The organism is Rhizorhabdus sp. P4_G6 (assembly GCF_056401045.1).
Map to the genome: position 1 here is coordinate 68,615 of NZ_JBFUKC010000004.1, position 24,085 is coordinate 92,699.

The 24,085-nt window shown below is 65.4% G+C and carries 21 protein-coding genes and 1 other RNA gene; 8 read left to right on the forward strand and 14 right to left on the reverse strand.

The window, feature by feature from the left end; genetic code table 11:
- Positions 1-12 precede the first annotated feature (12 nt).
- The 3 genes from ssrA (at position 13) to AC1DPF_RS06080 (ending at position 3,267) form a co-directional block, all read left to right on the forward strand.
- Positions 13-353, forward strand: a transfer-messenger RNA (tmRNA) gene (ssrA, locus tag AC1DPF_RS06070).
- A gap of 351 nt (positions 354-704) precedes the next feature.
- A complete protein-coding gene (locus tag AC1DPF_RS06075) occupies positions 705-2,525 on the forward strand; it encodes a DUF885 domain-containing protein (protein ID WP_477960252.1) in 1,821 nt (606 codons plus the stop codon).
- A 100-nt stretch (positions 2,526-2,625) separates the two neighbouring features.
- On the forward strand, positions 2,626-3,267 hold the full coding sequence (locus tag AC1DPF_RS06080; protein WP_477868638.1) for a glutathione binding-like protein: 642 nt from the start codon (positions 2,626-2,628) through the stop codon (positions 3,265-3,267).
- A 7-nt stretch (positions 3,268-3,274) separates the two neighbouring features.
- Here AC1DPF_RS06080 and AC1DPF_RS06085 read toward each other — a convergent pair whose 3' ends face one another.
- The 6 genes from AC1DPF_RS06085 to proS all read right to left on the reverse strand — a co-directional run bounded on the left by AC1DPF_RS06085 (position 3,275) and on the right by proS (position 9,313).
- On the reverse strand, positions 3,275-3,682 hold the full coding sequence (locus tag AC1DPF_RS06085) for a TadE/TadG family type IV pilus assembly protein (protein ID WP_477868636.1): 408 nt from the start codon (positions 3,680-3,682) through the stop codon (positions 3,275-3,277).
- The gene (locus AC1DPF_RS06090) at positions 3,679-4,188 is read right to left on the reverse strand and encodes a TadE/TadG family type IV pilus assembly protein (RefSeq protein WP_477868634.1); all 510 of its coding nucleotides are present in this window, start codon (positions 4,186-4,188) and stop codon (positions 3,679-3,681) included. The genes AC1DPF_RS06085 and AC1DPF_RS06090 overlap by 4 nt, the downstream gene beginning before the upstream one ends.
- A complete protein-coding gene (locus AC1DPF_RS06095; protein ID WP_477868632.1) occupies positions 4,185-5,936 on the reverse strand; it encodes a hypothetical protein in 1,752 nt (583 codons plus the stop codon). The genes AC1DPF_RS06090 and AC1DPF_RS06095 overlap by 4 nt, the downstream gene beginning before the upstream one ends.
- A gap of 132 nt (positions 5,937-6,068) precedes the next feature.
- A complete protein-coding gene (locus AC1DPF_RS06100) occupies positions 6,069-6,740 on the reverse strand; it encodes an ABC transporter ATP-binding protein (protein ID WP_477868630.1) in 672 nt (223 codons plus the stop codon).
- Positions 6,733-7,983 (reverse strand): lipoprotein-releasing ABC transporter permease subunit, encoded by a 1,251-nt coding sequence (locus AC1DPF_RS06105; RefSeq protein ID WP_477868628.1) that lies wholly within the window; start codon positions 7,981-7,983, stop codon positions 6,733-6,735. Before AC1DPF_RS06105 ends, AC1DPF_RS06100 begins: the two co-directional genes overlap by 8 nt.
- Positions 7,984-7,999: 16 nt before the next feature.
- On the reverse strand, positions 8,000-9,313 hold the full coding sequence (proS, locus tag AC1DPF_RS06110) for a proline--tRNA ligase (protein WP_477868626.1): 1,314 nt from the start codon (positions 9,311-9,313) through the stop codon (positions 8,000-8,002).
- Between the two features lie 455 nt (positions 9,314-9,768).
- Between proS and AC1DPF_RS06115 the strand changes: the two genes are divergently transcribed.
- On the forward strand, positions 9,769-9,897 hold the full coding sequence (locus AC1DPF_RS06115) for a hypothetical protein (RefSeq protein WP_477868624.1): 129 nt from the start codon (positions 9,769-9,771) through the stop codon (positions 9,895-9,897).
- A 269-nt stretch (positions 9,898-10,166) separates the two neighbouring features.
- Here the strand turns inward: AC1DPF_RS06115 and AC1DPF_RS06120 are convergent, their stop codons facing one another.
- From AC1DPF_RS06120 to tpiA, 5 genes are all read right to left on the reverse strand, one after another.
- A complete protein-coding gene (locus AC1DPF_RS06120) occupies positions 10,167-11,432 on the reverse strand; it encodes a cytochrome P450 (protein ID WP_477868622.1) in 1,266 nt (421 codons plus the stop codon).
- Between the two features lie 134 nt (positions 11,433-11,566).
- Positions 11,567-11,719, reverse strand: coding sequence for a hypothetical protein (locus AC1DPF_RS06125; RefSeq protein ID WP_477960254.1), 153 nt, complete (start codon positions 11,717-11,719; stop codon positions 11,567-11,569).
- Between the two features lie 43 nt (positions 11,720-11,762).
- Entirely contained in the window at positions 11,763-13,397 is a 1,635-nt protein-coding gene (locus AC1DPF_RS06130) for a CTP synthase (RefSeq protein WP_477868618.1), read from the reverse strand.
- Positions 13,398-13,537: 140 nt separating this feature from the next.
- Positions 13,538-13,903, reverse strand: a complete 366-nt coding sequence (secG, locus tag AC1DPF_RS06135) for a preprotein translocase subunit SecG (protein ID WP_477868616.1) — start codon at positions 13,901-13,903, stop codon at positions 13,538-13,540.
- Between the two features lie 97 nt (positions 13,904-14,000).
- On the reverse strand, positions 14,001-14,750 hold the full coding sequence (gene tpiA, locus AC1DPF_RS06140) for a triose-phosphate isomerase (protein ID WP_477868614.1): 750 nt from the start codon (positions 14,748-14,750) through the stop codon (positions 14,001-14,003).
- Between the two features lie 135 nt (positions 14,751-14,885).
- Here tpiA and AC1DPF_RS06145 point away from each other — a divergent pair, with 135 nt between their 5' ends.
- The 3 genes from AC1DPF_RS06145 (at position 14,886) to AC1DPF_RS06155 (ending at position 19,323) form a co-directional block, all read left to right on the forward strand.
- A complete protein-coding gene (locus AC1DPF_RS06145; RefSeq protein ID WP_477960256.1) occupies positions 14,886-16,820 on the forward strand; it encodes a peptidylprolyl isomerase in 1,935 nt (644 codons plus the stop codon).
- A gap of 10 nt (positions 16,821-16,830) precedes the next feature.
- Entirely contained in the window at positions 16,831-18,342 is a 1,512-nt protein-coding gene (gene trpE, locus AC1DPF_RS06150) for an anthranilate synthase component I (RefSeq protein ID WP_477869258.1), read from the forward strand.
- 147 nt (positions 18,343-18,489) lie between these two features.
- Positions 18,490-19,323 (forward strand): outer membrane protein, encoded by an 834-nt coding sequence (locus tag AC1DPF_RS06155; protein ID WP_477868610.1) that lies wholly within the window; start codon positions 18,490-18,492, stop codon positions 19,321-19,323.
- A gap of 84 nt (positions 19,324-19,407) precedes the next feature.
- Here the strand turns inward: AC1DPF_RS06155 and AC1DPF_RS06160 are convergent, their stop codons facing one another.
- From AC1DPF_RS06160 to hflK, 3 genes are all read right to left on the reverse strand, one after another.
- A complete protein-coding gene (locus tag AC1DPF_RS06160; RefSeq protein ID WP_477868608.1) occupies positions 19,408-20,973 on the reverse strand; it encodes a Do family serine endopeptidase in 1,566 nt (521 codons plus the stop codon).
- Positions 20,974-21,077: 104 nt separating this feature from the next.
- Positions 21,078-21,947, reverse strand: a complete 870-nt coding sequence (gene hflC / locus AC1DPF_RS06165; RefSeq protein ID WP_477868606.1) for a protease modulator HflC — start codon at positions 21,945-21,947, stop codon at positions 21,078-21,080.
- Positions 21,944-22,999: an FtsH protease activity modulator HflK gene (gene hflK, locus AC1DPF_RS06170; protein WP_477868604.1), complete on the reverse strand. Its 1,056-nt coding sequence runs from the start codon at positions 22,997-22,999 to the stop codon at positions 21,944-21,946. Before hflK ends, hflC begins: the two co-directional genes overlap by 4 nt.
- A 71-nt stretch (positions 23,000-23,070) precedes the next feature.
- On the opposite strand from hflK, the gene AC1DPF_RS06175 reads away from it, so the two are divergent.
- Positions 23,071-24,072: an Mrp/NBP35 family ATP-binding protein gene (locus AC1DPF_RS06175; protein ID WP_477868602.1), complete on the forward strand. Its 1,002-nt coding sequence runs from the start codon at positions 23,071-23,073 to the stop codon at positions 24,070-24,072.
- The last annotated feature ends 13 nt before the right edge of the window (positions 24,073-24,085 follow it).

Consider the following 24,085-nt stretch of genomic DNA (forward strand, 5'->3'; position numbering starts at 1 on the left):
CCGCGCACGCGAAGGCTTCAAATATCCGCGACGCGCCCCTATATGGGTCCTGCCGGGTTCGCCCGGCTATGGTGATAAATGATGTCGCGAAATAGATGCAGCGGACCCGGGGGCGGTACCCGGCGGCTCCACCAGAAGGCCCGGCAACGGGGTTCCTGACGGGGCCGAACTAGGATCGACGTGTATTCAAAGGCGATGTTTTTGCCCGGCCTGAATGAGCCGTTAAACCGTTCGAACCTACAAGTGCTAACGATAACGAGGCACTCGCGATCGCCGCGTAACCTAGTCCTCACGGACAAAGTTACTAAGGCTTAGCGCGGTTCGGTCCGCACCGGGCAACAGAAGCGGAATCCAGCGGCCCCGGGGGGGCCGGGCAACAGAACCCCCCGACCCACTCTGAGACTCGGAGCACCGGGCAACAGAAGCTCCCCACTTCATTCGAAATTGCCTCAGGCGCCGGGCGGCAGGCACTTCGGGCCTTCGATATTGGCCCGCTCGGACATCGAGCCCAGCATCGGAGCCCGACCAGCGCTCCGCAAGGCCGAACGGCCGCCGCGCCTTATTGGCGCGGAGCCTAGCAGGGCGGATGCCCTGCGCCCGGCGTCTGGGGGCAATCAAAGGTGTCTTCTGCGACTAATACAGTCTTGCACCTCTGAAATCAGCGGATAATCTCCCGGCCATAACCCGTTCGGGAGACGATTTTCATGGATAGACGTCAATTCATCGGCTCGGCCGGCCTGGCACTGCTTGCCGGCGCGGTGCCGCGGCTGGTCGAGGCTGCCGCCATTTCGGGCAACACGGCCGACCAAAAGCTCTCCGCGCTCGCCGCCTCGCTGTGGGAGCAGAAGCTCGACCACAGTCCCGAACTCGCGACAAACCTGGGCCTCGACAAGGGGCCGCGCGTCGCGGCGAAGAGCAGGCTGGATGGCTATAGCAAGGCCGATCAGGCGGGCAGCCTTGCCCGCGACAGGGCCGCGCTGGCCCAGCTCCGAGGCTTCGACCGCGCCGCCTTCTCGCCAAAGGCCCAGCTCAACTATGACGTGATCGTCTATATCTTCGAGCAGGTCACCAAGGGCGGCGGCAAATATCCGTTCGGCGACACCGACGGCTATTACACGCCCTATGCGATCAGCCAGCTGACTGGCCCCTATTCGCAGGTGCCGGACTTCCTAGATTCGCAACATGTGATCGAGACCAAGCCGGACGCCGACGCCTATGTCGCCCGGCTGCGCGAGTTCGCGCGGGTGCTCGACGAGAATACGCGCTTCCAGCAGGAGGATGTCCGCTACGGCGCCTTCGCTCCGGATTTCGCGCTCGACCTGACAATGGCGCAGCTCAAGGCGCTGCGCGATACGCCCGCCGCGGACACGGTAATGGTCGAATCGGTCGTCCGCCGGACGAAGCAGAAGAATATCCCGGGTGACTATCAGGCTGTCGCCGAGAGGATCGTCACCAGCGAGGTGTTTCCGGCCCTCGACCGCCAGATCGCGCTCGTCGCCGGTCTGCGCAAGGCGGCGACCCATGATGCCGGCTGCTGGCGGCTGCCCAAGGGCGACGAATATTATGCCGACGCGCTGATGAACGCGACGACCACCAAGCTGACGCCCGAGGAAGTCCACAACATCGGTCGCGAACAGGTCGCCGACATCTCGTCGCAGATCGACGCGATCCTCAAGGGGCAGGGGATGACCCGGGGCTCGATCGGCGAGCGGCTGACCGCGCTCAACCACGACCCCAAGCAGATCTTCCCCAATACCGACGCCGGCCGGGCCGAGCTGATCGACTATATCAACGGCCTGGTGAAGGTGATCGAAGCGAAGCTGCCCCAGGCCTTTGCGACGCTTCCGCAGGCGAAGCTAGAGGTGAAACGGGTGCCGCCTTTCATCCAGGACGGCGCGCCGAACGGCTATTACAACTCGGCCGCGCTCGATGGCTCGCGCGGCGCCATCTACTATATCAACCTCAAGGATACCGCCGACTGGCCGCGCTACGGCCTACCGAGCCTAACCTATCATGAGGGCGTGCCGGGCCATCATCTCCAGATCAGCCTGGCGCAGGAGGCGAAGGACCTCCCAATGCTGCGCAAGGACGCGCCGTTCGGCGCTTATGTCGAGGGCTGGGCGCTCTATTCGGAGCAGCTCGCCGACGAGCTGGGCGTCTATGAGGGCGATCCGATCGGCCGAGTCGGCTTCCTCCAGAGCTTCCTGTTCCGCGCGGTGCGGCTCGTGACCGATACTGGCATCCACTACAAGCGCTGGAGCCGCGAACAGGCCACTGATTATATGATCGAGGCGACCGGCTTCGCGCGCCCCCGCACCCAGCGGGAGGTCGATCGCTACTGCGTCTGGCCGGGCCAGGCGTGCAGCTACAAGATCGGCCATATGAGCTGGGTGAAGGCGCGCGAGCGGGCCAAGGCGATCCAGGGCGCGAAGTTCGACCTCCGCCAGTTCCACGAGGTGCTGCTCGAAGGCGCGCTGCCGCTGACGATCCTGGAGCATGTCGCCGAGGCAAGGGCGCGGGCGTAGCGTTGGCAAGCAGAACATCTCCCGTGCGGGAGAGGTTCTGCTTGACTCTTCACAGCGACGTACCGATCTGTAACATCGGTTGGCGGCGAGGAGCAGAAGGATGATCGATCTCTATTATTGGGGCACCCCCAACGGGCACAAGATCACGCTGTTCCTTGAGGAGGCGGGGGTCGGCTATCGCGCGCATCCGATCGATATTTCCAAGGGTGAGCAGTTCGCCCCCGGCTTCCTGGCAATCTCTCCGAACAACCGCATTCCGGCCATCGTCGACAACGAACCGCCCAGCGGCGGGGCTCCGCTGTCGCTGTTCGAATCGGGCGCGATCCTGCTCTATCTTGCGGAGAAGACCGGGCGCTTCCTGCCCGCCGATCTCGCGGGCCGCGCCGAGGTGCTGCAATGGCTGTTCTGGCAGGTGGGCGGGCTTGGCCCGATGGCGGGGCAGAATCATCATTTCGGCACCTTCGCACCCGAGAAGATCCCCTATGCGATCGACCGCTATGTGAAGGAAACGGCGCGTCTTTACGGCGTGCTCGACAAGCGGCTCGCCGACCGCGCCTTCGTGGCGGGCCAAGATTACTCGATTGCCGACATGGCGATCTATCCCTGGATCGTGCCCCATGAGCGGCAGGGCCAGAATCTCGACGATTTTCCCCATATCAAGCGCTGGTTCGAGGCCATAGCCGCACGCCCCGCGACGGCGCGCGCCTATGCCGTGTTCGATCGGATCAAGGAGGCGGCTTGAACGCGGATCAGCTGGCGGTCGGAAAACAGCTTTCGGTGCTGAGCGTTGTCAGCGTGCTCGGCAGCAGCTTGGTCGTGGCACCCTGATAGGGGCTGGTGATCGCCACCTTGGTCATGCCCGCTATCGAAGAGCAACTCGTGCTCGGCGTCAGCGTGACCGACGTTGTCGCCAGCGGCACGCCCGAGGCGGCGGCGCGCGCGACCGCATAGCCCTGCACCTCGGCCGAGGTCTTGCAGCCGGTCACGCCCAGCGCGGCGCAACGGGCAGTGTGCGTCGCCACCTCCTGCAGCGTCTGATAGGTCCAGGTGGCGCGCGCGCCATCGATGATCAGGAACATGAACATCAGGAAGGCGGGCGCGACCAGCGCGAACTCGACCGCCGTCACCCCCGAGACATCGCGCGGCAGGCGCCTCATTGCAGCCTTACCACCGCACTGCGCGTCTGGACCATGTTGCCGCCCAGCATCGCCGCCGGCACCAGCATCGTGCTGCTCGTCGCGACCGCCTTGATGTTCAGATAATAGCCGGCGAGGCTGCCGTCGGCGCAGGCCGCGTTGCACGCGGTCGTTATATAGGTCGGAGTCGGCGTTGTGCCGGTGACACAGGCGCAGGTCCGCGATGTGTTGACGCAGTTCGCACTGCCGCCGTTGCAGCCCACGGTCACGACCGGCGCGGTCGACAGCTTCGCAGCGGCGGCAACGAACGTGCCGATCGCCGCCTGGTCGACGCTGCTGCGCGAATTGAACGCGATCATCGCGCCCTGCTCGACCGCGCTGTCGAGCCGGAGCCGCTGCTGATACCACATGCCGATATCGAGCCCGGCGGTCATCACGAAGAAGAACAGCACCGAGAGCAGCGCGAACTCGATCGTGGCGACGCCGCGGCGGTCTTCGCGGAGGCGATGGAGCAGCTGCCGGATCATCTGAACAGCGACACGCTCGGTACGGGGCCGGTGGCCCCCGACAGGGCCGAACAGGTGCCGGTCGAGGTCGCGCCACTGCCGGTCATGCTCAAGGTGCTGACGATCAGCATCATGCAGGCCGATCCAGATGCGGACATCGATGCGCCGCCGCTGATGCTCATGTCCGATTTGGGCGCATAGATCAGCCCGGCATATTGGTTGCTCGATCCGCCCCCTATGGATGTATCGGCGGTGCTCTTGGTTGCGAGCAGCAGACCGGGTATGCCGTAGCTACTCGCGGCGCCAGGGGCGGCAAGGTTAAGCGACGTGCCGCCCGACAGCGCGAAAGTACCGCCGAGGCCAAAGCTGACGTCGACGCCGGTCATCGTGCCGCCGGTGTTGTTCGTGAAATTGCCCTTGATGACATAGCTGCCCGAACCGAAGGTCGAGCTGCCGCTCAGATCGAGATTGCCGGCGATGACGTGCGTCGCCGCCTTCGGGAAGACGATCGTGCTGCCGCCATTGCTGGTGATGTTGCCGCCCGCGCTGAAGGTGCCGGCAGCGGCGGTGGGCGTGCCGCAATTGGCCGTGAAGCAGAGCTTGCTGCCGCCGCCGATGTTGATGGCAACACCCCCGCTGGATCCGATCGTAACGGTGTTGCCGACGCCGACATCGAAATCGGCCAGCGCGCCCCCGCTCAGATCGATCTTGCCGTTGATGCCGATATTGCCGCTGCCGACATGCAGCACCGTCCCGCCGCCCATGCTGATCGAACCGATCGTCAGGTTGACCGGTCCCTGAAAGGTGGCCGTGATGCCGCCCTGCAGCGTCAGCGTCCTGATCGAATAGGTGCCGGCGGGAATGACATAGGTGTTGTTGCTGGTGCGATAGGCCGCGACGTTGACGGCGGGATTATAGTTGAGATCCCAATCCGACGTGCCGGCTGCAGGCGGCGTCACCAGCGGCGAGGTGCACAGCGTGTTGCCGTCGGCATAGTCGCTGTCGCTCGTGCCCGTCAGCTTGTTGACCTGACAGAGCAGCAATTTGAGCGCCGCGTCACCGCTCATCCAGTCGCTCGCGGCATTGGCCTTGCTGGCGAAGACATTGTTCGCGGTGGGAGAGGTGGTGATGGAAGCGCCACCGCTCTTGCTCACCGTCTTGCCCGCATCGACCTGCTTGGCGGCGATCGAGGCGCTGCCCGCGACGCTGACTCCGGCGTTGGTATCGACGGCGCATCCCGCGGCCGTGACCGATGAGTTGCCGGTCATCGTGATGGCGTAGGCGGGCGAAGAAGACAACGCAGCGATACAGGGCGGCGTGGTCGTCGCGATCGTCGTGGTGGTCGCGGCGCCGACCGCGGTGACATCGTAGCTCAGCGCGGCGGTGAAGACCCGGCCGAGCGCGAGCGGCACGGCCGTGGTGATCGTCACCTCGACGAGCTGCCGGCTGCTCGACGCGTCGGTGACCAACGCCACCGTGGCCGCGCTCGCCGCAATGCCCTGCGCGACGACGACCGCCTTGGCGGTCGCAGTCATCTCGTTGGTGCTGCTGTTGACGTTATACGCCAGCGCCCCGGCCAGCGCCGCCATGTCGGCGACCCGCTGGTTGGTGGTGTCAACGGCATAGCCCTGGGTCGCCTCGACCGCGAACGCCCCCATGCCGACGATCGTCGTCAGCGACAGCGCGCCAATCAGCGCCACGGCGCCGTGCGTACTATCGGACAGGCGGCGCGCGAAAGCCGCGAAAGAGTGAATCCAGCCCCGGATCATGGGGCTCGTCTAAACGATGGTGGTTAATAAAGCGGATAAGGAGACGATTAGCAGCCACCACCTCATCACGTCGTTCCGGCGGAGGCCGGAGTGACGGATTAGGGGGAGTGTGTGTATGTCGGTGGAGCTCGCCTAGCTCAGCCGTCCCTCGTGCAGCCGCACCACCCGGTCCATCCGCGCCGCCAGCCGCTCGTTATGCGTCGCCACCAGCGCCGCCGAACCCTCGTGGCGGACGAGCCGCAGGAATTCGGCGAACACCACATCGGCGGTCGCCTCGTCGAGATTGCCGGTGGGTTCGTCGGCCAGCACCAGCGCCGGCCGGTTGGCCAGCGCGCGCGCCACGGCGACGCGCTGCTGCTCGCCGCCCGACAGCTGGGACGGGCGATGGGTCAGCCGCTTGGCGAGGCCGAGCGAGGAGAGCAGGCTTTCCGCCCGGTCGCGCGCCGGCTGCATCTCGGCACCATGGATCAGCTGCGGCAGCACGACATTCTCGACCGCGCTGAAATCCGGCAGCAGATGGTGGAACTGATAGACGAAGCCGAGCTGGTCGCGGCGGATGCGGGTGCGGCCCGCCGCGTCGGCCTTGGCGGCTTCCTCGCCTGCGATGCGGATCGATCCCTCGAACCCGCCCTCGAGCAGCCCGACCGCCTGGAGCAGCGTCGACTTGCCCGAACCCGAGGGGCCGAGCAGTGCCACGATCTCCCCCGGCGCGATCGACAGATCGACCTGCCGCAGCACCTCGATCGCGACATCCGCCTGGTGGAAGGTGCGGGTAAGGCCCGTCACGTCGAGCACGTCACTCATAGCGGAGCACCTCGACCGGATCGGTGCTCGCGGCCTTCCACGCGGGATAGAGCGTAGACAGGAAGCTGAAGCCCAGCGCCATGATGATGATCGCGCCGACCTCGACGGGATCGCTCTTGGCGGGCAGCTCGGTCAGGAAGCGGATCGACGGATCCCACAGATTCTGGCCGGTCAGCAACTGCACGAAATTGACCACCGCCTGCCGGTAGAACAGGAACACCGATCCCAGGATGATGCCCGTACCGGTGCCAAGCACGCCGATCACGATGCCGACCGTCATGAAAATCTTCATCAGCGCCGCGCGCGATGCGCCCATCGTCCGCAGGATCGCGATGTCGCGCCGCTTGGCACGCACCAGCATGATCAGCGACGACAATATGTTGAACACCGCGACGAGGATGATCAGCGAGAGCACGACGAACATCGTGACGCGCTCGACGGCCAGCGCCTCGAACAGCGACGCGTTGAGATCGCGCCAGTCGCGGATCTCGCCCTGCATCGCGATCTCGGGCTTGAGCGGGGCGATGATCTCGCCGACCCTGTCCGCGTCGATCGTCTGGATCTCGACCATGCCGACCGCGTCGCCCAGCATCAGCAAGGTCTGCGCGTCGGACATCGGCATCACCACGAATGCCTTGTCATAATCATAGACGCCGACCTCGAAGATCGCCGCGACCTGATAGGAGACGATGCGCGGCACCGTGCCGAACGGCGTGGTCTGGCCCTGCGGACTGATCAGGCTGATCTGGCTGCCGAGGTCGGCGCCGAGCTGTTCGGCCAGCCGCGCTCCTATGGCGATCTTGCTCGATCCGGGCTCCAGCGCGTCGAGCGAGCCGCGCACCACCTTGCCCTGCATCACCGGGTTGCGGCGGATATCGGCGACGGTCATGCCGCGCACCAGCACGCCCTCGACGCGCCCCGAATAGGTCGCCATCAGCGGCTGCTCGATCAGCGGCGTCGCGGATGTGACGCCAGGCAGCTTGCGCGCGTCGGCGGCGATGCGGCGCCAGTCGGGGAGCTTGCCGTCATAGCCCTGGATCACCGCATGGCCGTTGAGGCCGACGATCTTGTCGAACAGTTCGGCGCGGAAGCCGTTCATAACGCTCATCACGATGATCAAAGCCGCGACGCCGAGCGCCACCGCCACCAGGCTGATCGACGCCACCAGGAAGATGAACGCCTCGCCGCGCCCCGGCAGCAGGTAGCGCCGGGCGATCATGCGCTCGTAGCGGTTGAGGATCATGACGGTGCCAACAGGCTCATCCTGCGATCCTCTGGAGCGCGTCCTCCACCGACAGCTCGATCTTCTCGCCGGTCGCGCGGCGCTTGAGCTCGACGACGCCCTTGTCGAGCCCTTTCGGGCCGATCACGATCTGCCAGGGCAGGCCGATCAGGTCCATCGTCGCGAATTTGGCGCCGCCGCGTTCGTCGCGGTCGTCATAGAGCGTCTCGACGCCAGCCGCCTGCAGCTTCGCATAGAGATCGTCGGCCGCCGCCGCGCAGCGCGCATCGTCGGCGCGCATATTGATGAGGCCGACCGCGTAGGGCGCCACCGAATCGGGCCAGATGATCCCGGCATCGTCATGGTTGGCCTCGATGATCGCGCCCACCAGCCGCGACACGCCGATGCCGTAGCTGCCCATCTGCGGCACCACCGGGGCGCCGTCGGGCCCCTGCACGCTCAATCCCATCGCCGCCGAATATTTGGTTCCGAAGAAGAAGATATGGCCGACCTCGATGCCGCGAGACTGCTTGAGCGCCGCACCGGCCTCGGTTTCGCGGGGGAGGTCGCGCTTCTCGTCGGTCGCGGCATAGTCGGCGGTCAGGCCGGCCACGAACGCCTGCAGCGCCTGGGGATCGTCGGCGTCGACATCGAGCGCGCGCTCCGCCTCCCAGTTGCTGTGATAGAACACCTCGCTCTCGCCGGTCGGGGCCAGGACGATGAACTCATGGCTGAGATCACCACCAATTGGCCCGGTGTCCGCCTGCATCGGGATCGCCGCCAGGCCCATGCGCTTGTAGGTGCGCAGATAGGCGACGAACATCCGGTTATAGCTGTGGCGGGCGCCATCTACGTCGAGATCGAACGAATAGGCATCCTTCATCAGGAACTCGCGGCCACGCATCACGCCGAAGCGCGGGCGGACCTCGTCGCGGAACTTCCACTGGATGTTGTAGAGCGTGCGCGGCAGATCCCGATAGCTTTTGGCAGCGTCGCGGAAGATCGCGGTGATCACCTCCTCGGCGGTCGGCCCGAACAGGATGTCGCGCTCGTGCCGGTCCTTGATGCGCAGCATTTCCGCGCCATAATCGTCATAGCGGCCCGACTGGCGCCACAGGTCGGCCGACTGGATCGTCGGCATCAGCAACTCGATCGCGCCGGCGCGGTCCTGCTCCTCGCGGACGATCTGCTCGATCTTGCGCAGCACGCGGTGGCCGAGGGGCAGCCAGGCATAGATGCCCGCCGCGGTCTGGCGGATCATGCCCGCGCGCAGCATAAGCTTGTGGCTGACGATCTGCGCGTCGGCGGGCGATTCCTTCATCACCGGGAGGAAGTGGCGGGATAGGCGCATGAAACGGGGCACTCGCGAGGATCAGGTTGGGGGCTGTCTATGCGGAGGCGCCCGCGCGGGCAACATATTCGGTTCCGCCCTTTTCGGCCGTACCGTTCAGTCCCTGTTGCCGATTAAACACACCCGCCGTCTTTCGAGTCCGCTGCCCTTGAAAGCCAATGACAAGGTCGGGGGGCGGATGTAGGAGAAGCGGCACGGAACATAAGGCAACAAAATGGCCATGGTTCGGGGAAAAATCGAGGCTCCGCCGTCATTTAAAGGGGTGGCAGTGTAGAGCCCGAAATTGGGGGTTGGCGAACAATCGTCACGCGGCGCCGGGATCGGAAACGATCCCGGCGCTTGCCTTTTCAGTCCACCCTGCCTGCGGCATTTCGGTCCGCTTCCACGTCGAACTTCTTCCGGCGCGACGGATAACGGCGGCGTCCAGTGCGTTCTGTTCGCGAAGGAGAGCCCCCATGGCCAGCCAGCCGCCCTCGCCAGAAGAATTCCCCGTAGATGCGCCGGTCGATATCCCGGTGCCCTCGCCGACCGATCCCGATCCTGGCGCGCCCAGCGACCCGGTGATGCCGGATCTTCCGGGGTAGGGCGGTGCATGGCCCGCCAGCTCTGGAAATCAGAAGGCAAGTACGCCTATTTTGGCTCGCACGCCGCTCTGCCGCTGGGGTGGTCCCGACGATTGCGGCAACGTGATCGCCTTTCTCCGCTCGAACCGCGCCCGGTTTTTGTGCGTGGCGTCACCATATCCCGGTCGACGACCGCTCTGCCTAGTGGCCGAGAAAGGGGTTTATAGCGAATACGCATGCATGCCGGACGGTCTGACGCGTTCTCCTCCCACGTGTCCGCGCGCTCGGCGCTAACTCCAACGGACTGGCAGATAGGTCGGGCCCCAAACGTTGAAGCCTTCGCCCCGCCGTGGCTCGCCGATCAGTTGCAGGTCGGGAAGACGTTCGATCAACATCTGGAACGCGCGCTTCACCTCCATGCGGGCCAGCCCTGCTCCGATGCAAAAATGGAGGCCACCTCCGAAGGACGCATGCTTGCGGGCCAGGCCGCCCGGCCGATCTAGGCGAAACTCGTTCGGATTATCGAAGACGTCTGGATTCTGGTTCACGGCCACGACATTGTACATCGCCTTGGCGCCGGCTGGGATCGTGATGCCGCCGACCTCCACGTCGTGCCGCGCGGACCGGAATTGAGCCAGGACCGGTGGATCAAGCCTAAGGCTCTCGTCGATCGCCACCTCGATCAGGTCAGGGGCTTCCTTCAATCGACGCCACAAGTCCGGCTGCTCCAGCAATCGCCACAGCAGATTGCCGAGGAGGTTCATCGTCGTCTCGTTGCCGCCGAGGATTACGGCGAGCATCAGCGAAAGCGTGTAGTGGTCCGGCACGGGATCATCGCCGATCCGGCTGCACATGAAGCGCGACATGAAGTCGTTCGGCAAGGTACTACCGACGAGCGCCATGTCTGGTTCGAGGCCTAGCCGCGCCAGTTCTCCTCGTCGCTCGGCGATCAGGCCGAAGAGCGATTCCGCTATTTCCCGCGCATCGTCCATCTGCCGCTCGGCGGTGAAGTCCGGATCGTTGAAAATGCTGTAGTAATAATGGTCGGCCCAAAGCTTGTACTTGGTATAGTCGCGCTCGGGCACTCCCATCAGCACGCACATGAGACGCGACGGCAGCGGCATGGCGAACAAATCGAAGAAGTCGCCCTCCGGCTGCGGCTGCTTCATCATATTGTCGATAAGGTCATCGACGATCCGCTCGACGACACCTTGGATGCGCATAAGCTCCGCGGGGGCGAAGGCGCGCTGGATGATCCGCCTGACGGCATGATGGCTCTCATCGTCCCGCAGCATCGGCGTCATGAGTTCTTCGGGAAGGAGCGTGGGAGCATTGCCGCGCTCGATCGTCCAAGTAGCGGCATCCCTCAGCATGACCTGCTCGATATAGGTCGGATCGTTGATGATGAAGAAGTCAAACCGGCCGCGGTAATGCGCGACGGGACATGTCGCCGCAAACTCTGCCAGCGATCCCAATGGATCGCCTTTGGTTTCTTGCGAATAGGGATCGAACGCCGGAGTTCGCAGCACTGCCTCGTCGGACCTTAGGCCGTTCATTCACGTGCCTCTTCTAATGTCGATGCCATTGACGTGCTTGCGACGGCACTGTCTTGCATGGACGCCTCGGACTCGGTTGTAACCGTTTGAACGAACCTGGCATCGTCGACTCGGACGATTTCAGGTCTGCGTATCTACGATTTCAGGCAGACCGGATTGCCGCAGACCAGCGCGCGGCGCGACGATGGATGGGCGGGATCGAGCGATGCTTCGGCCGCCTCAAGCACTTCCGCCGCTTCGCAACGCGCTACGGCCGGCGAACCATCCGCTTCGCCGGCTTCATTCACCTCGCCGCCGCAATGATCCGGTTACGCTGAATGTCGACCCGCCTTAGACCAGCCGGCTCTGCTTGACCGCAGCTTCGATGAAGCTGCGGAACAGCGGGTGCGGGTCGAACGGCTTGCTCTTGAGCTCCGGGTGGAACTGGACACCGACGAACCAGGGATGGTCGGGCCGCTCGATCACCTCGGGCAGCTCGCCGTCCGGCGACATGCCCGAGAATACCAGACCGCCCTTTTCGAGCGACTCCTTGTAATGGGCGTTCACCTCATAACGATGGCGATGCCGCTCAGAGATCGCGGTGGCGCCATAGATCGATGCCGCATGGCTATTGCCCGACAGCACCGCGTCATAGGCGCCGAGCCGCATCGTGCCGCCCATGTCGCCGCCTTCCTCGCGCTTCTGGAGTCCGTCTTGGCTCATCCATTCGGTGATCAGGCCGACGACGGGCTGGGCGGTAGAACCGAATTCGGTGGTCGATGCGTCTGGAATGCCTGCGGTGTTACGGGCGCTCTCGATGCATGCCATCTGCATGCCGAGGCAGATGCCGAAATAGGGAACCTTGCGCTCCCGCGCGAAGCGGACCGCGGCGATCTTGCCTTCCGAGCCACGCTCGCCAAAGCCGCCCGGCACCAGGATCGCGTGCATCGGCTCGAGATGGCCGGCGATCTCGCCGCCATTCTGCTCGAACAGCTCGGCGTCGATCCAGCGGATATTGACCTTCACCCGGTTGGCAATGCCGCCATGGACCAGCGCCTCGTGCAACGACTTATAGGCGTCGAGCAGGCCCACATATTTGCCGACCACGCCGATGGTGACTTCGCCCTCGGGATTTTCCAGTCGGTCGAGAATCTCTGTCCAGCGGCTAAGTTCGGGCTCGCCCTGGGTTTCTATCCCGAAGGCCGCCAGCACCGCGTCGTCGAGGCCCTCGGCGTGATATTGCAGTGGCACACCATAGATGCTGGCCGCATCGAGCGCGGGAATGACCGCTTCCTTGGCGACGTTGCAGAACAAGGCGATCTTGGCGCGTTCGCCATCGGGCAGCGGCCGATCGCAACGGCATACCAGCACGTCGGGCTGGATCCCGAGCGAGGTGAGATCGCGGACGCTGTGCTGGGTCGGCTTGGTCTTCAGCTCGCCAGCTGCAGCGATATACGGCACCAGCGTCAGGTGAACGAAGATCGAATTGCCGCGGCCGAGATCGTTCCGCAGCTGGCGGATCGCCTCCATGAACGGCAGCGACTCGATGTCGCCGACCGTGCCGCCGATCTCGCACAGCACGAAATCGAGATCCTCGACATCGGTACGCGCAAACTCCTTGATGGCGTCGGTCACGTGCGGGATCACCTGGACGGTGGCGCCGAGATAGTCGCCGCGCCGCTCTTTCTGGATGATCGTCTGGTAGATCCGGCCCGAGGTGACATTGTCCGACTGGCGGCTCGGCACGCCGGTGAAGCGCTCATAATGGCCGAGGTCGAGATCGGTCTCGGCGCCGTCGTCGGTAACGTAGACCTCGCCATGCTGGTAGGGCGACATCGTGCCGGGATCGACGTTCAGATAGGGATCGAACTTGCGGATGCGGACCCTGTAACCACGCGCCTGGAGGAGCGCAGCGAGGCTTGCCGCCATGAGGCCCTTGCCAAGCGAGGAGACCACGCCGCCGGTGATGAAAATGAACCGCGCCATGGGAATATGGGTTTAGCGCTGTGAGAGGGCGAAGGGCAAGGTGGGGAACTCCATCTTTTTTCAATTATACTGTGGACGAACAACGGGAAAGGCGCCCCGCGATCCGCAGGGGCCTTTACCATCACATTGATATTACGAGCTTATTGCGGAGCAGCGCCGTTGGCAGGAGCGCCGCCGCCCTGCGCCGCAGCCGCGGCAAGCGGATCATTGCTGGCCGGTGCCGGCCCGGGGCTGGCCGTGGCGGTCTTGCCGACCAGCGACGTGTCGATCTTGGCCGGCGCACGTTCCACTGTGGCCAGCGCGGCCAGCGTGATGCTGAGCACCACGAAGATCGTCGCCAGGACCGTCGTCGTCTTCGTCAGGAAATCGGCCGCGCCGCGCGCGCTCATCAGTCCGCCGGGATTGCCGCTCGACGCGAGCCCGCCGCCTTCCGACCGCTGCATCAGGATAACGGCAACCAGCGCCGCCGCGATGATGATGTGGAGGACGAGCAGGAAGGTGAACATCGGACGCTTTCGATTTCGAGGTTGCGGCGCATCTAGTCGATCGGGGCACAAGGTTCAACCTGCCTGCTCCGCCCCGCTTGCCGCAGGCGCGGAAAGATCAGGATGCCGCCGCCGCGCCTTCGATGATCGGCACGAACTGCGCCGCGGTCAGGCTCGCGCCCCCGACAAGCGCGCCATCGACATCGGCCACGGCCAGCAGTTCCCTGGCATTGTCGGGCTTCACCGATCCGCCATAGAGAATCCGCACCTTCGCACCCTCGTCGCCGAGCAGCAGCGCAAGGCGCCGCCGAATCGCAGCGTGCATCTCGGCGACGTCTCCGGTCGAAGGGGTGCGTCCTGTGCCGATCGCCCATACCGGCTCATAGGCTATGACGAGTGTCGTCCCGGTGCCGTCGCGCGGAATCGAGCCATCGAGCTGTCCCTCGACGACCGCGATCGCCCGACCGGCGTCGCGCTCCGCCTCTGTCTCGCCCACGCAGACGATGGCGAGCAGCCTGGCGGCGATCGCCGCGCTCGCCTTGGCCTGTACCTCGGCGTCGGTTTCGTGCTGGTCGGCGCGGCGCTCGCTATGGCCGACGATGACGAGCTTCGCCCCTGCTTCGACGAGCATCGCAGCGCTGACACAGCCTGTATGCGCGCCCTTGGCGGCAGCGTGGCAATCCTGCGCCCCGACGGCGAGCGCAGGAACCCGATTGACGGCCGCTGCGATCAGCGTGAAGGGCGGGCACACCGCAACGTCGACCGACGGCTGCGCCGCGGCCGCGGCTGCAATCGCATCGAGTTCTGCGAGGCTCCCCAGCGAGCCGTTCATCTTCCAGTTGCCAGCCACCAGCTTGCGCAATGCCATAGTCGTTCCTCGATCAGCGTTCGCCGCGGCCTTAGATTTACCGTTCGATTCCCGCAACCGCCCCCGGACGTTGCGGTCATGGGCTTTGGACCCTATGGCAGCGAAATTGCTATCTGATCTCAGACGGAACGCTTGATGATCTCCTTTTTCCGCCGCGCGCTTTCCTCCTGGGTCGTCCTTGGTCTGCTCGCGCTGATCCTCGTCGCCTTCATCATCACCGGCGTCAGCACGCCCGGCGCGCTGGGCGGAGCCGGGCCTACGGCAACCATTGCCGAGGTGGGCGACGCCAAGATCAGGTCTGACGAGTTGCTGCGCCGTGTCCAGAACCAGCTCGAAAGCACCCGCCGCGAACAGCCAGGCGTCGACCAGAAGGCCTTCCTGGTCGGCGGCGGATTCGAGGGGGTCACCGACGCACTGATCAGCGCCCGCGCCCTCGAAAGCTGGGGCCGCGAGCAAGGTTTCGCGATCGGAAAGCGACTGATCGACGCCGAGGTTGCCAGCAACCCGGCATTTCGCGGCGTCACCGGCCAGTTCGACGAGGATACGATGCGCCGCATGCTCGCCCAGGCTCGCGTCAGCGAGAAGGACCTGCGCGCCGATATCGCCAGCACCCTGATACGCGGCCAGATCCTCGCGCCCGTCGCCGCGGCGGCGCCGGCCCCGGCATCGGTCGCCAGGCCTTATGCCGCAGTGCTCCTCGAGCAGCGGACCGGGTCGATCGGAATCATTCCTTTCGCCGCGGTGGTCGATCCGCGCCAGCCGAGCGATGCCGAGATCACCGCCGCATATCGCGCCAATATCGCCGCCTACACCACTTCCGAGGCACGCGTGTTGCGCTATGCGCTGTTCGGCCCGGCCCAGGTGGCGGCGCAGGCGATCCCGAGCGAAGCGGAGATCGCCGCTTATTATCAGGAGAACTCCGCCAGCTACGCGGCCCGTGAGAATCGCAGCCTCGGCCAGGTCATTGCCCCCAGCGAAGCGGCTGCGCGGACGATCGCAGCAGCAGCGAAAGCCGGAACCCCACTGACCGCGGCTGCCGCAAAGTCGGGCCTGGAAGCATCGACCCTGAACAATCAGAGCCGCGCCGACTATGCCCGTTTGTCGAGCGCAGAGATCGCCGGCCAAGCCTTCTCCGCGGCGAAGGGCAGCATCGTCGGCCCGCTGAAGGGTTCGTTCGGCTGGTATGTGGTGCGCGTGGAGGCAATCAGTGGCAGCCCGGCTCGCTCGCTCCAGGAAGCCCGGCCGGAAATCGTGGCGCTGCTGACCAAACAGAAGGCCCAGGACGCGCTGTCGGAGCTGAGCGGCAAGATCGAAGATGCGGTGGCCGATGGCGCGAGCTTCGCGGAGGTGTTGGCCAGCAACAAGCTCGTGGCGGTGGACACGCCGCCGATCCTGGCCAGTGGCCAGCCGGTCGGCCAGCCCGGCTGGAAGGCTCCGCCGGAACTGGGGCCGCTGCTCAAGACGGGTTTCGAAGCCGCAGCCGAGGATCGCCCGACTGTCGAGACCATCGTCCGCGACCAGCAATATGCGCTGCTGAGCGTGGCCCGGGTGATTCCGCCGACGCCGCTGCCGCTCGCCCAGGTGCGGGACGCGGTGGCGCGCGACATCATCGCCAAGCGCGCCGCGCGGCGTGCCAGCACGATCGGCGAACAGGTCACTGCCGCGGTCAACCGCGGAGTCCCGCTGGCCAAGGCGCTCGCCGATACCGGCATCAAGCTTCCGCCGCCCCAGCCGGCCCGCGCCAGACAGCTCGACCTCGCCCGCGCACAGGCGAGCGGCGCCGAGGTCCCGGCGCCGCTGCGGGCGCTTTTCACGCTGCAGAAGGGCAAGGCCAAGCTATTGGCAGGCGACAAGGGCGGCGTGCTGTTCGTGACGGTTCTGGACACGGTGATGGGCGGCAACCTGTCGGCGGCTCCCGGCCTGCTCGACAATACCCGCCAGGATCTCGCCCGCTCCTATTCGCCCGAACTCGGCGAACAGTTCATGCGCGCCGTCGAGCAGGACGTGAAGGTCAAGCGTCATCCCGATGCGATTGCCGCTGCCAGGCGCCAGTTCGCCGGCGCCCAATAGGATCAGGATGATGGGGGAAACGCAGGACCAGTCGGCGCGCGAGGCGCTTGCACGCGGCGAGCCCGCATTGGTCTGGCGTACCCAGGTCGCCGACACCGACACGCCGGTCGCCGCCGCGCTCAAGCTGATCCGTCCAGGCCGTGGCGATTTCCTGCTCGAGTCGGTCGAGGGCGGCGCGGTTCGCGGGCGTTATTCGCTGCTCGGCCTCGCGCCTGACCTGATGTTCCGCGCCCGCGGCAACAGCGCGGAGATCAATCGCCACTGGGCAACCGACGCGCAGGCCTTCGAGCCGCTGGCCGAGGACGCGCTGACCGCGATGCGCGCGCTGGTAACGGCGTGCCGGATGACCGTCCCCGAGGGGTTGCCGCGCGCGCTCGCCTGCCTGGTCGGCTATTTCGCATATGAGACGATCGGCCTGGTCGAGACGCTGCCGCGCCCGCCCGCCAACCCACTCGACCTGCCGGATATGCTGTTCGCGCGGCCGACGATGATCCTGATTTTCGACAGGCTGGCCGACCAGCTGTTCATGGTCGCGCCGCTGTGGCCCGACAGCGCCGGCACGCCGGAGGCCAAGATCGCCGGCGCCATAGAGCGGATCGAAGCGCATGCCGCAATGCTGGACGGACCGCTCCCGCCGCGCAGCCGGTGCGATGTCGACCCCGGCGCACCGGCCCTGACGCCCCAACTGGGCGCCGATGCTTATGGCGATATGGTGCTGAAGGCGAAGGACTATATCGCCGCAGGCGACATCTTCCAGGTGGTGCTTGCCCAGCGCTTTACCGTGCCCTTCCCGCTGCCGCCGATCGATCTCTACCGCGCGCTGCGGCGGATCAATCCGTCGCCCTTCCTCTATTTCCTCGACCTGCCCGGCTTTGCGTTGATCGGGTCGTCGCCCGAGATACTGGTGCGTGCGCGTGACGGCGAGGTGACGATCCGACCGATCGCCGGCACCCGACCGCGCGGCCGCACCGCCGCCGAGGATGTCGCCAATCGCGAGAGCCTGCTGGCCGATCCGAAGGAGCGTGCGGAACATCTGATGCTGCTCGATCTTGGCCGCAACGATGTCGGGCGCGTTGCCCTGGCGGGCACGGTAGAGGTGACGGACAGCTACACGGTCGAGCATTACAGCCACGTCATGCATATCGTCTCGAACGTCGTTGGACGGCTCGATCCAGGCAAGGATGCGCTCGACGCGCTGTTCGCGGGCTTCCCGGCGGGCACCGTATCGGGTGCGCCGAAGGTCCGCGCCTGTCAGATCATCGCCGAACTCGAGCACGAAACGCGCGGCGCCTATGCGGGCGGTGTCGGCTATTTCTCGGCCGACGGATCTATGGACAGCTGCATCGTGCTGCGCACCGCGGTGGTCAAGGACGGGGTGATGCATGTCCAGGCCGGCGCAGGGATCGTCGCCGACAGTGATCCGCTCTATGAGCAGCGCGAGTGCGAAGCGAAGGCCGGCGCGCTTATTGCGGCCGCGCAGGAAGCGCTGCGGCGCGCGTCGGAACCAAGTTTCGGACAATAGACCATGTTGCGCCGAAACGGTTCATGCAGGCGACAGAAACCGTGGCAAATGTGCACCACTGGGCGTTTATCCAGCCGTAATGACGGATCGATTTGAGATGAAGGCCGTTTCCGCCTCGCCGTTCGGCAGCAGAAAGGGTTTATACATATGCGAAATCTCCTCATCACGACGGCGGCTATTGGGCTGGCAGCGCTTGGTGCCAGTGCCGCGTCTGCCCAGGACCTCACAACTACTTCGCCCAGCTGGACCGGCTTCTATGTCGGTGGCCAGCTTGGTTATGCCTGGCAGCCCCGGGATGGCGACGAGCAGATTGTCTTCGACCGCGACATGGACGGCAGTTTCGGCGATTCCTTCCAGCCGACGTTCGGCCCCGGCTACTGCGGCGGCTCGCCTACCTCTACGAGCCCGACCACCGGTTGCACGAAGGACAATGACGGCACCGCCTGGAAGGTGCATGCGGGCTTCGACTATCAGTTCGGCGAGACCAGCGGCCCGGTCGTCGGCGCGGTCGTCGAAGGCGGCAGGGCCTATCTCTATGACAGTGTCACGGCGTTCAGCACGACGCCGGCCGTCTACAAGATCAAGGCCAAGCTGAAGGAAAATGGCGCGATCCGCGCTCGTGGCGGTTATTCGTTCAGCACCGGCACGCTGCTCTACGGTACCGGCGGCCTCTCCTACGGCAAGATCGAGAACAGCTTCTCGACGACGAACGCGGTGAATAGCTTCACCACCTCGGGCAGCAAGAAGGACGCCTGGGGTTATAATTATGGTGGCGGCATCGAGCAGAAGGTCGGACCGTTCTCGATCGGCGCACTGTACCTGTTCACCGTCCTGAAGAACAACAAATACACCGTGAACGCCTCTGGCGGCCCCGTCGGTGGTCCGTTCACCGCGATCAACGGGACCGGAACCGATTTCCGGCGCGGCTTCACCAAGTTCGCCTACCACTCGCTGCTGGCAACGGTCAGCTACCGCTTCTGAACGGCTCAGGAGGAACGGGCCGGATGGCTTCCCCATCCGGCCCGTTCCTTTTGCGGTTGCCCTGCTCTCCTGGAGCAGGAGATATCAGTTTTTCAGCTGGACGCCGATGTAGCGCGGCGGATTGTTTCCGCGCTGCGCGAACAACAGCACGGTGGGCCGCTTCGCCTTCTTGGCAGCAGCGATCTGCGCAGCCGCAGCCTGCGCCGTCGTGACCGGCACATTGTTGATCTGCAGGATGATGTCGCGCGGCTGAAAGCCGTTCGCAGCCGCATCGCTGGAGGGATCGACATAGTTGACCACCACGCCCTTGAGCGTCGGCGAGACGCCGAGCCGGCGGGCGATATCCGGCGTCAGCGTCTGGAAGCCGAGGCCGACGGCGTTGCGGGTCGCCTGGTCGGGCGCAGCCTGGGCGCTGCTGTCGTCATCGCCCTGATCGGCGTCGCCATCGGCACTGGCGGCCAGCTGGTCCTCTGGCGGCCGCTCGCCCAGCGTTACGGTGACGGTCCGCCTCTGGCCCTCGCGGATCAACTCGATCGGCATGCGCGTGCCCACCGGCGTTTTCCCGACGATGTAGGACAGCGTGTTATCGGGTGTGACGTCCTGGCCGTTGACGGACACGATCACGTCGCCCTGGCGGATGCCGGCGCGCGCAGCGGCCTCGCCGGGCTCGACCCGAGCAACGATCTCGCCCCGATCCTTGGGCAGGCCCAGGCTGGTCGCGATATCCTCCGTCATCGGCTGGATACCGACCCCGAGATAACCGCGCTTGATGCGGCTGCCCGAGCGCAGCTGGTCGATGATCGGCTTCGCTTCCTCGGCCGGGATCGCGAAGCCGATGCCGACATTGCCGCCGGTGGGCGAGAAGATCGCGGTGTTGATGCCGATCACATTGCCCTGCAGGTCAAACATCGGCCCGCCGGAATTGCCCTGGTTGATCGAGGCGTCGGTCTGGATATAGCGGTCATAGGGGCCGTTCACGCCAATCGACCGGTGCAGCGCCGAGACGATGCCCGCCGTAACCGTGCCGCCCAGGCCGAACGGGTTGCCGATCGCAACCACCCAGTCGCCAACACGGGCGCGGGTGGAATCACCGAAGGTGACGAAGGGTAGGCCCTTGGCCTCGATCTTCAGCAGGGCGAGATCCGAGGTCTGGTCGCGGCCGACGATCGTCGCCTTATACTCCTTGCGATCGGGCAAGGTGACGGTGATCGAGCTCACCACCGCGTTACCGCCACCTTCGGGCGCCGCCGAGATGACGTGATTGTTGGTGACGACATAGCCATCGGCCGAGACGATGAAGCCGGATCCGAGCGATGTCGCCTCGCGCGTGATCGGCTTGCCATCATCGTCGGTGCCACCGCCGCCACCGCCACCGAAGCGCTTGAACAGCTCCTCGAACGGCGTGCCGGCGAAGGCGTTGCCGCCATTCTTGACCTGAATCTTCTGCGTGGTGGAGATGTTGACCACCGCAGGCTGCAACCTCGCGGCAAGATCGGCAAAGCTCATCGGCGCGCCGGGGCGCGGGGCGGCGGCATCGATCGTGCCAGGCGCATTCTGCGGAATCTGGGCACCGAGCGGCTGCTGCATCGTCAGGGTCGCGGTGGCGCCACCTGCCAGCAAGGCCGCGGTGATCGCATAGGCATAACGCACTTTTGCCAACTCCTTAAAACTCCTGTCCTGACGAGCCGAATATCCGGGTCGGTTATCTCTTAGGTCGCTGAACCCCGCTTGAACGGTGCCGTTTCCCTTGCGGCCTAGCGCCGCCCTCGAAACTCCCGCAGATATTCGTTGTCGGGTGACAGTAATATGTTGGACGAACCGGTTGCCTCGGTTCCATCGGTGCCGAAGGTCATCCGGTAGGACTGCATCGCCCGATAGAAGTTATAGAAATCGGGATCCTTGTTGAAGCTTTCCGCATAGGTGCCGGCGGCCTGCGCATCCGCCTCCGCAGTGATGATCTGCGCCTGCTTGCGGCCCTCGGCAAGGATCGACCGCGCCTCCTGCTCGCGCGCGGTGCGCATGCGGTTGAAAGCCGATTCCAGCGGCGTCCCGTCGGGCAGGTCGGCGCGTTTGATCCGAACGTCGACGATTTCGGCGCCATATTGGCGCGCGACCCGATTGAGCCGCGCCTGGATATTCTCCATCACCGCGCCACGCTCGGGGCTGAGCAACGCTGCGAACGGCCGCTTGCCGAGCTCATTGCGCAGCGAGGAGCCGAGGATCGGGCGCAACGCCTCGCTGACCCGCCGCTCGGTGCCGGCGGTGATCGCCATCCTCAGCGGATCGACGATCCGGTAACGGGCATAGGCATCGACCTCGAGCCGCAGCTGGTCGGTCGACAGTACCGACTGGCGCTCCATGTCGAAATCCAGCACGCGCTTGTCGATCCAGCGGATCTGGTCGATGAACGGGATCTTGAAGATCACGCCTGCGCCGGTCTGCCCGAAATCCTCATTGGGTTTGTAGGCGTTGTAGACCTGCTCGGGCTTGCCGAAGCGGACGACCAGCGCCTGCTTCGTTTCCGGCACCACCGCGAAGATGCTGCTCAGGAAGATCACGGCGGCGATGATCGCTATGGTCCAGCCGATCATGGTGCGGCTGGCGAGGCTGTCGCTGATATTCATTGCTGCGGCACCGGCTTCGGCTGCTGCGTCTGCGGCAGCGGGAGATAGGGCATGACGTTGGGCGCCTCGATCACCGTCTTGTCGGTCTTGGCGAGAACGCGTTCCATCGTCTCATAATACATGCGGCGGCGGGTCACTTCGGGCGCCAGCTTATATTCGGCATAGACCTTGTCGAACGCGGCGGCCTCGCCTTCGGCCTTGGCGCCGAGCTGCTGGGCATAGGCGCGCGCCTCGTTGAGATAGGCCTGGGCCTGCTGCTGCGCGGCCGATACCGACTTGAACGCCTCGACCACGGCCGTCGGCGGATCGGCCTGCTTGATCGCGACGCCCTGCACGGTGATGCCGGCGCGGTAGCCGTCGAGGATTTCCTGCATGCGCTGCTGGACGCGGCCTTCGATCTGGCTGCGCTGCGAGCCCATCGCATCGTTGAGGGCGACCCGGGCGATCTCGGCCCGCATCGCGCTCTCGGCCACCTCGGCGACGGTATCGTCGGGATCGGCCAGCTCGTAGAGATAAAGCTCCGGATCACGGATGTTCCAGCGCACCGAATAGGCCAGGTCGATCATGTTCTGGTCGCCGGTCAGCATCAGGTTCTGCGCATTGCCGCCGGCAGCGGGAATGTCCTTCACCCTTATGTCTTCGATGTCGATCTTGGTGACCACGTCGATCGGTGCGGGGAAGGAAAAGCGCATGCCGGGTTCTAGTGTGCCCGCATAGGAGCCGAGCCGCGTGATCACGCCGCGCTCCTGCGGATCGATCCGGTGGCTGCTGGTCCAGACAATCCACAGCAGCAGCAGCCCGCCGATCACCCACAGAACGAGCCGCCCGGCCTCGGGCTCCTGCCCGCCGCGGCCACCGAACCGGGCGCGGCCCCGACGCAGCAGCTCGTCGAGCGCAGATCGGCCCGCCGGGCCGCGGCTCTGCCGTCCACGAGGCGGCTGGTTCCAGGGGTTGGGCCCCTCGCCATCGCCGCCGGATCCCCCGCCGCCCCACGGCCCGCCCTCGTTGAGCACCGGCCGCGGCACTAACCCGCTACTGTCATTCTCGTTCATACTGCCATTATAGGAGGCGATCCGCGGAAAAACAGTGCTCTTTCCCTGCCGACTGTCTATTCGCTGCGGCCATGCAAATGACAGACTCGCTCCCCAAGGCGCTCGACAGCGTCATCGACCCCATCAGCGGGAAGGGCCTGATCGCCAGCGGCCGTTCCGCAGAGCCACGCTATGACGATGGAACGGTCAGCGTAGTCCTCGACGTAACCGGCCTGTCCGGCGATGCGCGCAGCAAGCTCGAGACCGCCGTCAAGCAGGCGCTGATCGCCGTTCCCGGCGTGGAAACGGTGCGCGTCGCGATGACCGCGGAGAAGCGCGGGCGAAAGATCATCGCGATCGGTTCCGGCAAGGGCGGGGTCGGCAAATCGACCCTGTCCGCCAATCTGGCGGTCGCGCTCAGGCGGATGGGCAAGAAGGTCGGACTGGTCGATGCCGATATCTACGGCCCTTCCCAGCCCCGTCTGCTGTCGACCGAGGGGATGAAGCCGACGGCGACCGGGCAGAAGATGGACCCGGTGATGTCACCGTTCGGGGTGCCGATGCTGTCGATGGGCCAGCTGGTGAAGCCGGGCCAGGCGATCGCCTGGCGCGGTCCGATGGCCGCCAATGCGCTCGGCCAGCTGATCGATGCCGAATGGGGCGACGTCGACCTGCTGATCCTCGACCTGCCGCCCGGCACCGGCGACGTCCAGCTCACCATGGTCCAGAAGTACAAGCCGGCGGGCGCGATTATCGTCTCTACGCCGCAGGACCTGGCGCTGATCGACGCCACCCGGGCGATAGACTTCTTCAACCAGGCGAGCGTGCCGATCGTCGGCATGGTCGAGAATATGGCCGGCTATGCCTGCCCGCATTGCGGCGAAATATCCGATCCCTTCGGCCAGGGCGGTGCACAGGCCGCGGCGCTTTCGATGGGCCTCGACTTCCTCGGGCGGGTTCCGCTCGACATCGACATCCGCACCCGGTCCGATGGGGGCACGCCGCCTGCGGCGGAGGCGGACGACGTGGTTTTCGCGGCGCTCGCCGCCAAGCTCACGGACTGGTTGAATCCCGCCAAGCCAGCCGCATTCTAGCCGGATCCCCGCT

Bases quoted from the DNA above. Each gene is read 5' to 3' on its own strand.
- AC1DPF_RS06075 (WP_477960252.1), top strand. From the start codon at position 705: ATGGATAGACGTCAATTCATCGGCTCGGCCGGCCTGGCACTGCTTGCC.
- AC1DPF_RS06080 (WP_477868638.1), top strand. From the start codon at position 2,626: ATGATCGATCTCTATTATTGGGGCACCCCCAACGGGCACAAGATCACG.
- AC1DPF_RS06085 (WP_477868636.1), bottom strand. From the start codon at position 3,682: ATGAGGCGCCTGCCGCGCGATGTCTCGGGGGTGACGGCGGTCGAGTTC.
- AC1DPF_RS06090 (WP_477868634.1), bottom strand. From the start codon at position 4,188: ATGATCCGGCAGCTGCTCCATCGCCTCCGCGAAGACCGCCGCGGCGTC.
- AC1DPF_RS06095 (WP_477868632.1), bottom strand. From the start codon at position 5,936: ATGATCCGGGGCTGGATTCACTCTTTCGCGGCTTTCGCGCGCCGCCTG.
- AC1DPF_RS06100 (WP_477868630.1), bottom strand. From the start codon at position 6,740: ATGAGTGACGTGCTCGACGTGACGGGCCTTACCCGCACCTTCCACCAG.
- AC1DPF_RS06105 (WP_477868628.1), bottom strand. From the start codon at position 7,983: ATGATCCTCAACCGCTACGAGCGCATGATCGCCCGGCGCTACCTGCTG.
- proS (WP_477868626.1), bottom strand. From the start codon at position 9,313: ATGCGCCTATCCCGCCACTTCCTCCCGGTGATGAAGGAATCGCCCGCC.
- AC1DPF_RS06115 (WP_477868624.1), top strand. From the start codon at position 9,769: ATGGCCAGCCAGCCGCCCTCGCCAGAAGAATTCCCCGTAGATGCGCCG.
- AC1DPF_RS06120 (WP_477868622.1), bottom strand. From the start codon at position 11,432: ATGAACGGCCTAAGGTCCGACGAGGCAGTGCTGCGAACTCCGGCGTTC.
- AC1DPF_RS06130 (WP_477868618.1), bottom strand. From the start codon at position 13,397: ATGGCGCGGTTCATTTTCATCACCGGCGGCGTGGTCTCCTCGCTTGGC.
- secG (WP_477868616.1), bottom strand. From the start codon at position 13,903: ATGTTCACCTTCCTGCTCGTCCTCCACATCATCATCGCGGCGGCGCTG.
- tpiA (WP_477868614.1), bottom strand. From the start codon at position 14,750: ATGGCATTGCGCAAGCTGGTGGCTGGCAACTGGAAGATGAACGGCTCG.
- AC1DPF_RS06145 (WP_477960256.1), top strand. From the start codon at position 14,886: ATGATCTCCTTTTTCCGCCGCGCGCTTTCCTCCTGGGTCGTCCTTGGT.
- trpE (WP_477869258.1), top strand. From the start codon at position 16,831: ATGGGGGAAACGCAGGACCAGTCGGCGCGCGAGGCGCTTGCACGCGGC.
- AC1DPF_RS06155 (WP_477868610.1), top strand. From the start codon at position 18,490: ATGCGAAATCTCCTCATCACGACGGCGGCTATTGGGCTGGCAGCGCTT.
- hflC (WP_477868606.1), bottom strand. From the start codon at position 21,947: ATGAATATCAGCGACAGCCTCGCCAGCCGCACCATGATCGGCTGGACC.
- hflK (WP_477868604.1), bottom strand. From the start codon at position 22,999: ATGAACGAGAATGACAGTAGCGGGTTAGTGCCGCGGCCGGTGCTCAAC.
- AC1DPF_RS06175 (WP_477868602.1), top strand. From the start codon at position 23,071: ATGCAAATGACAGACTCGCTCCCCAAGGCGCTCGACAGCGTCATCGAC.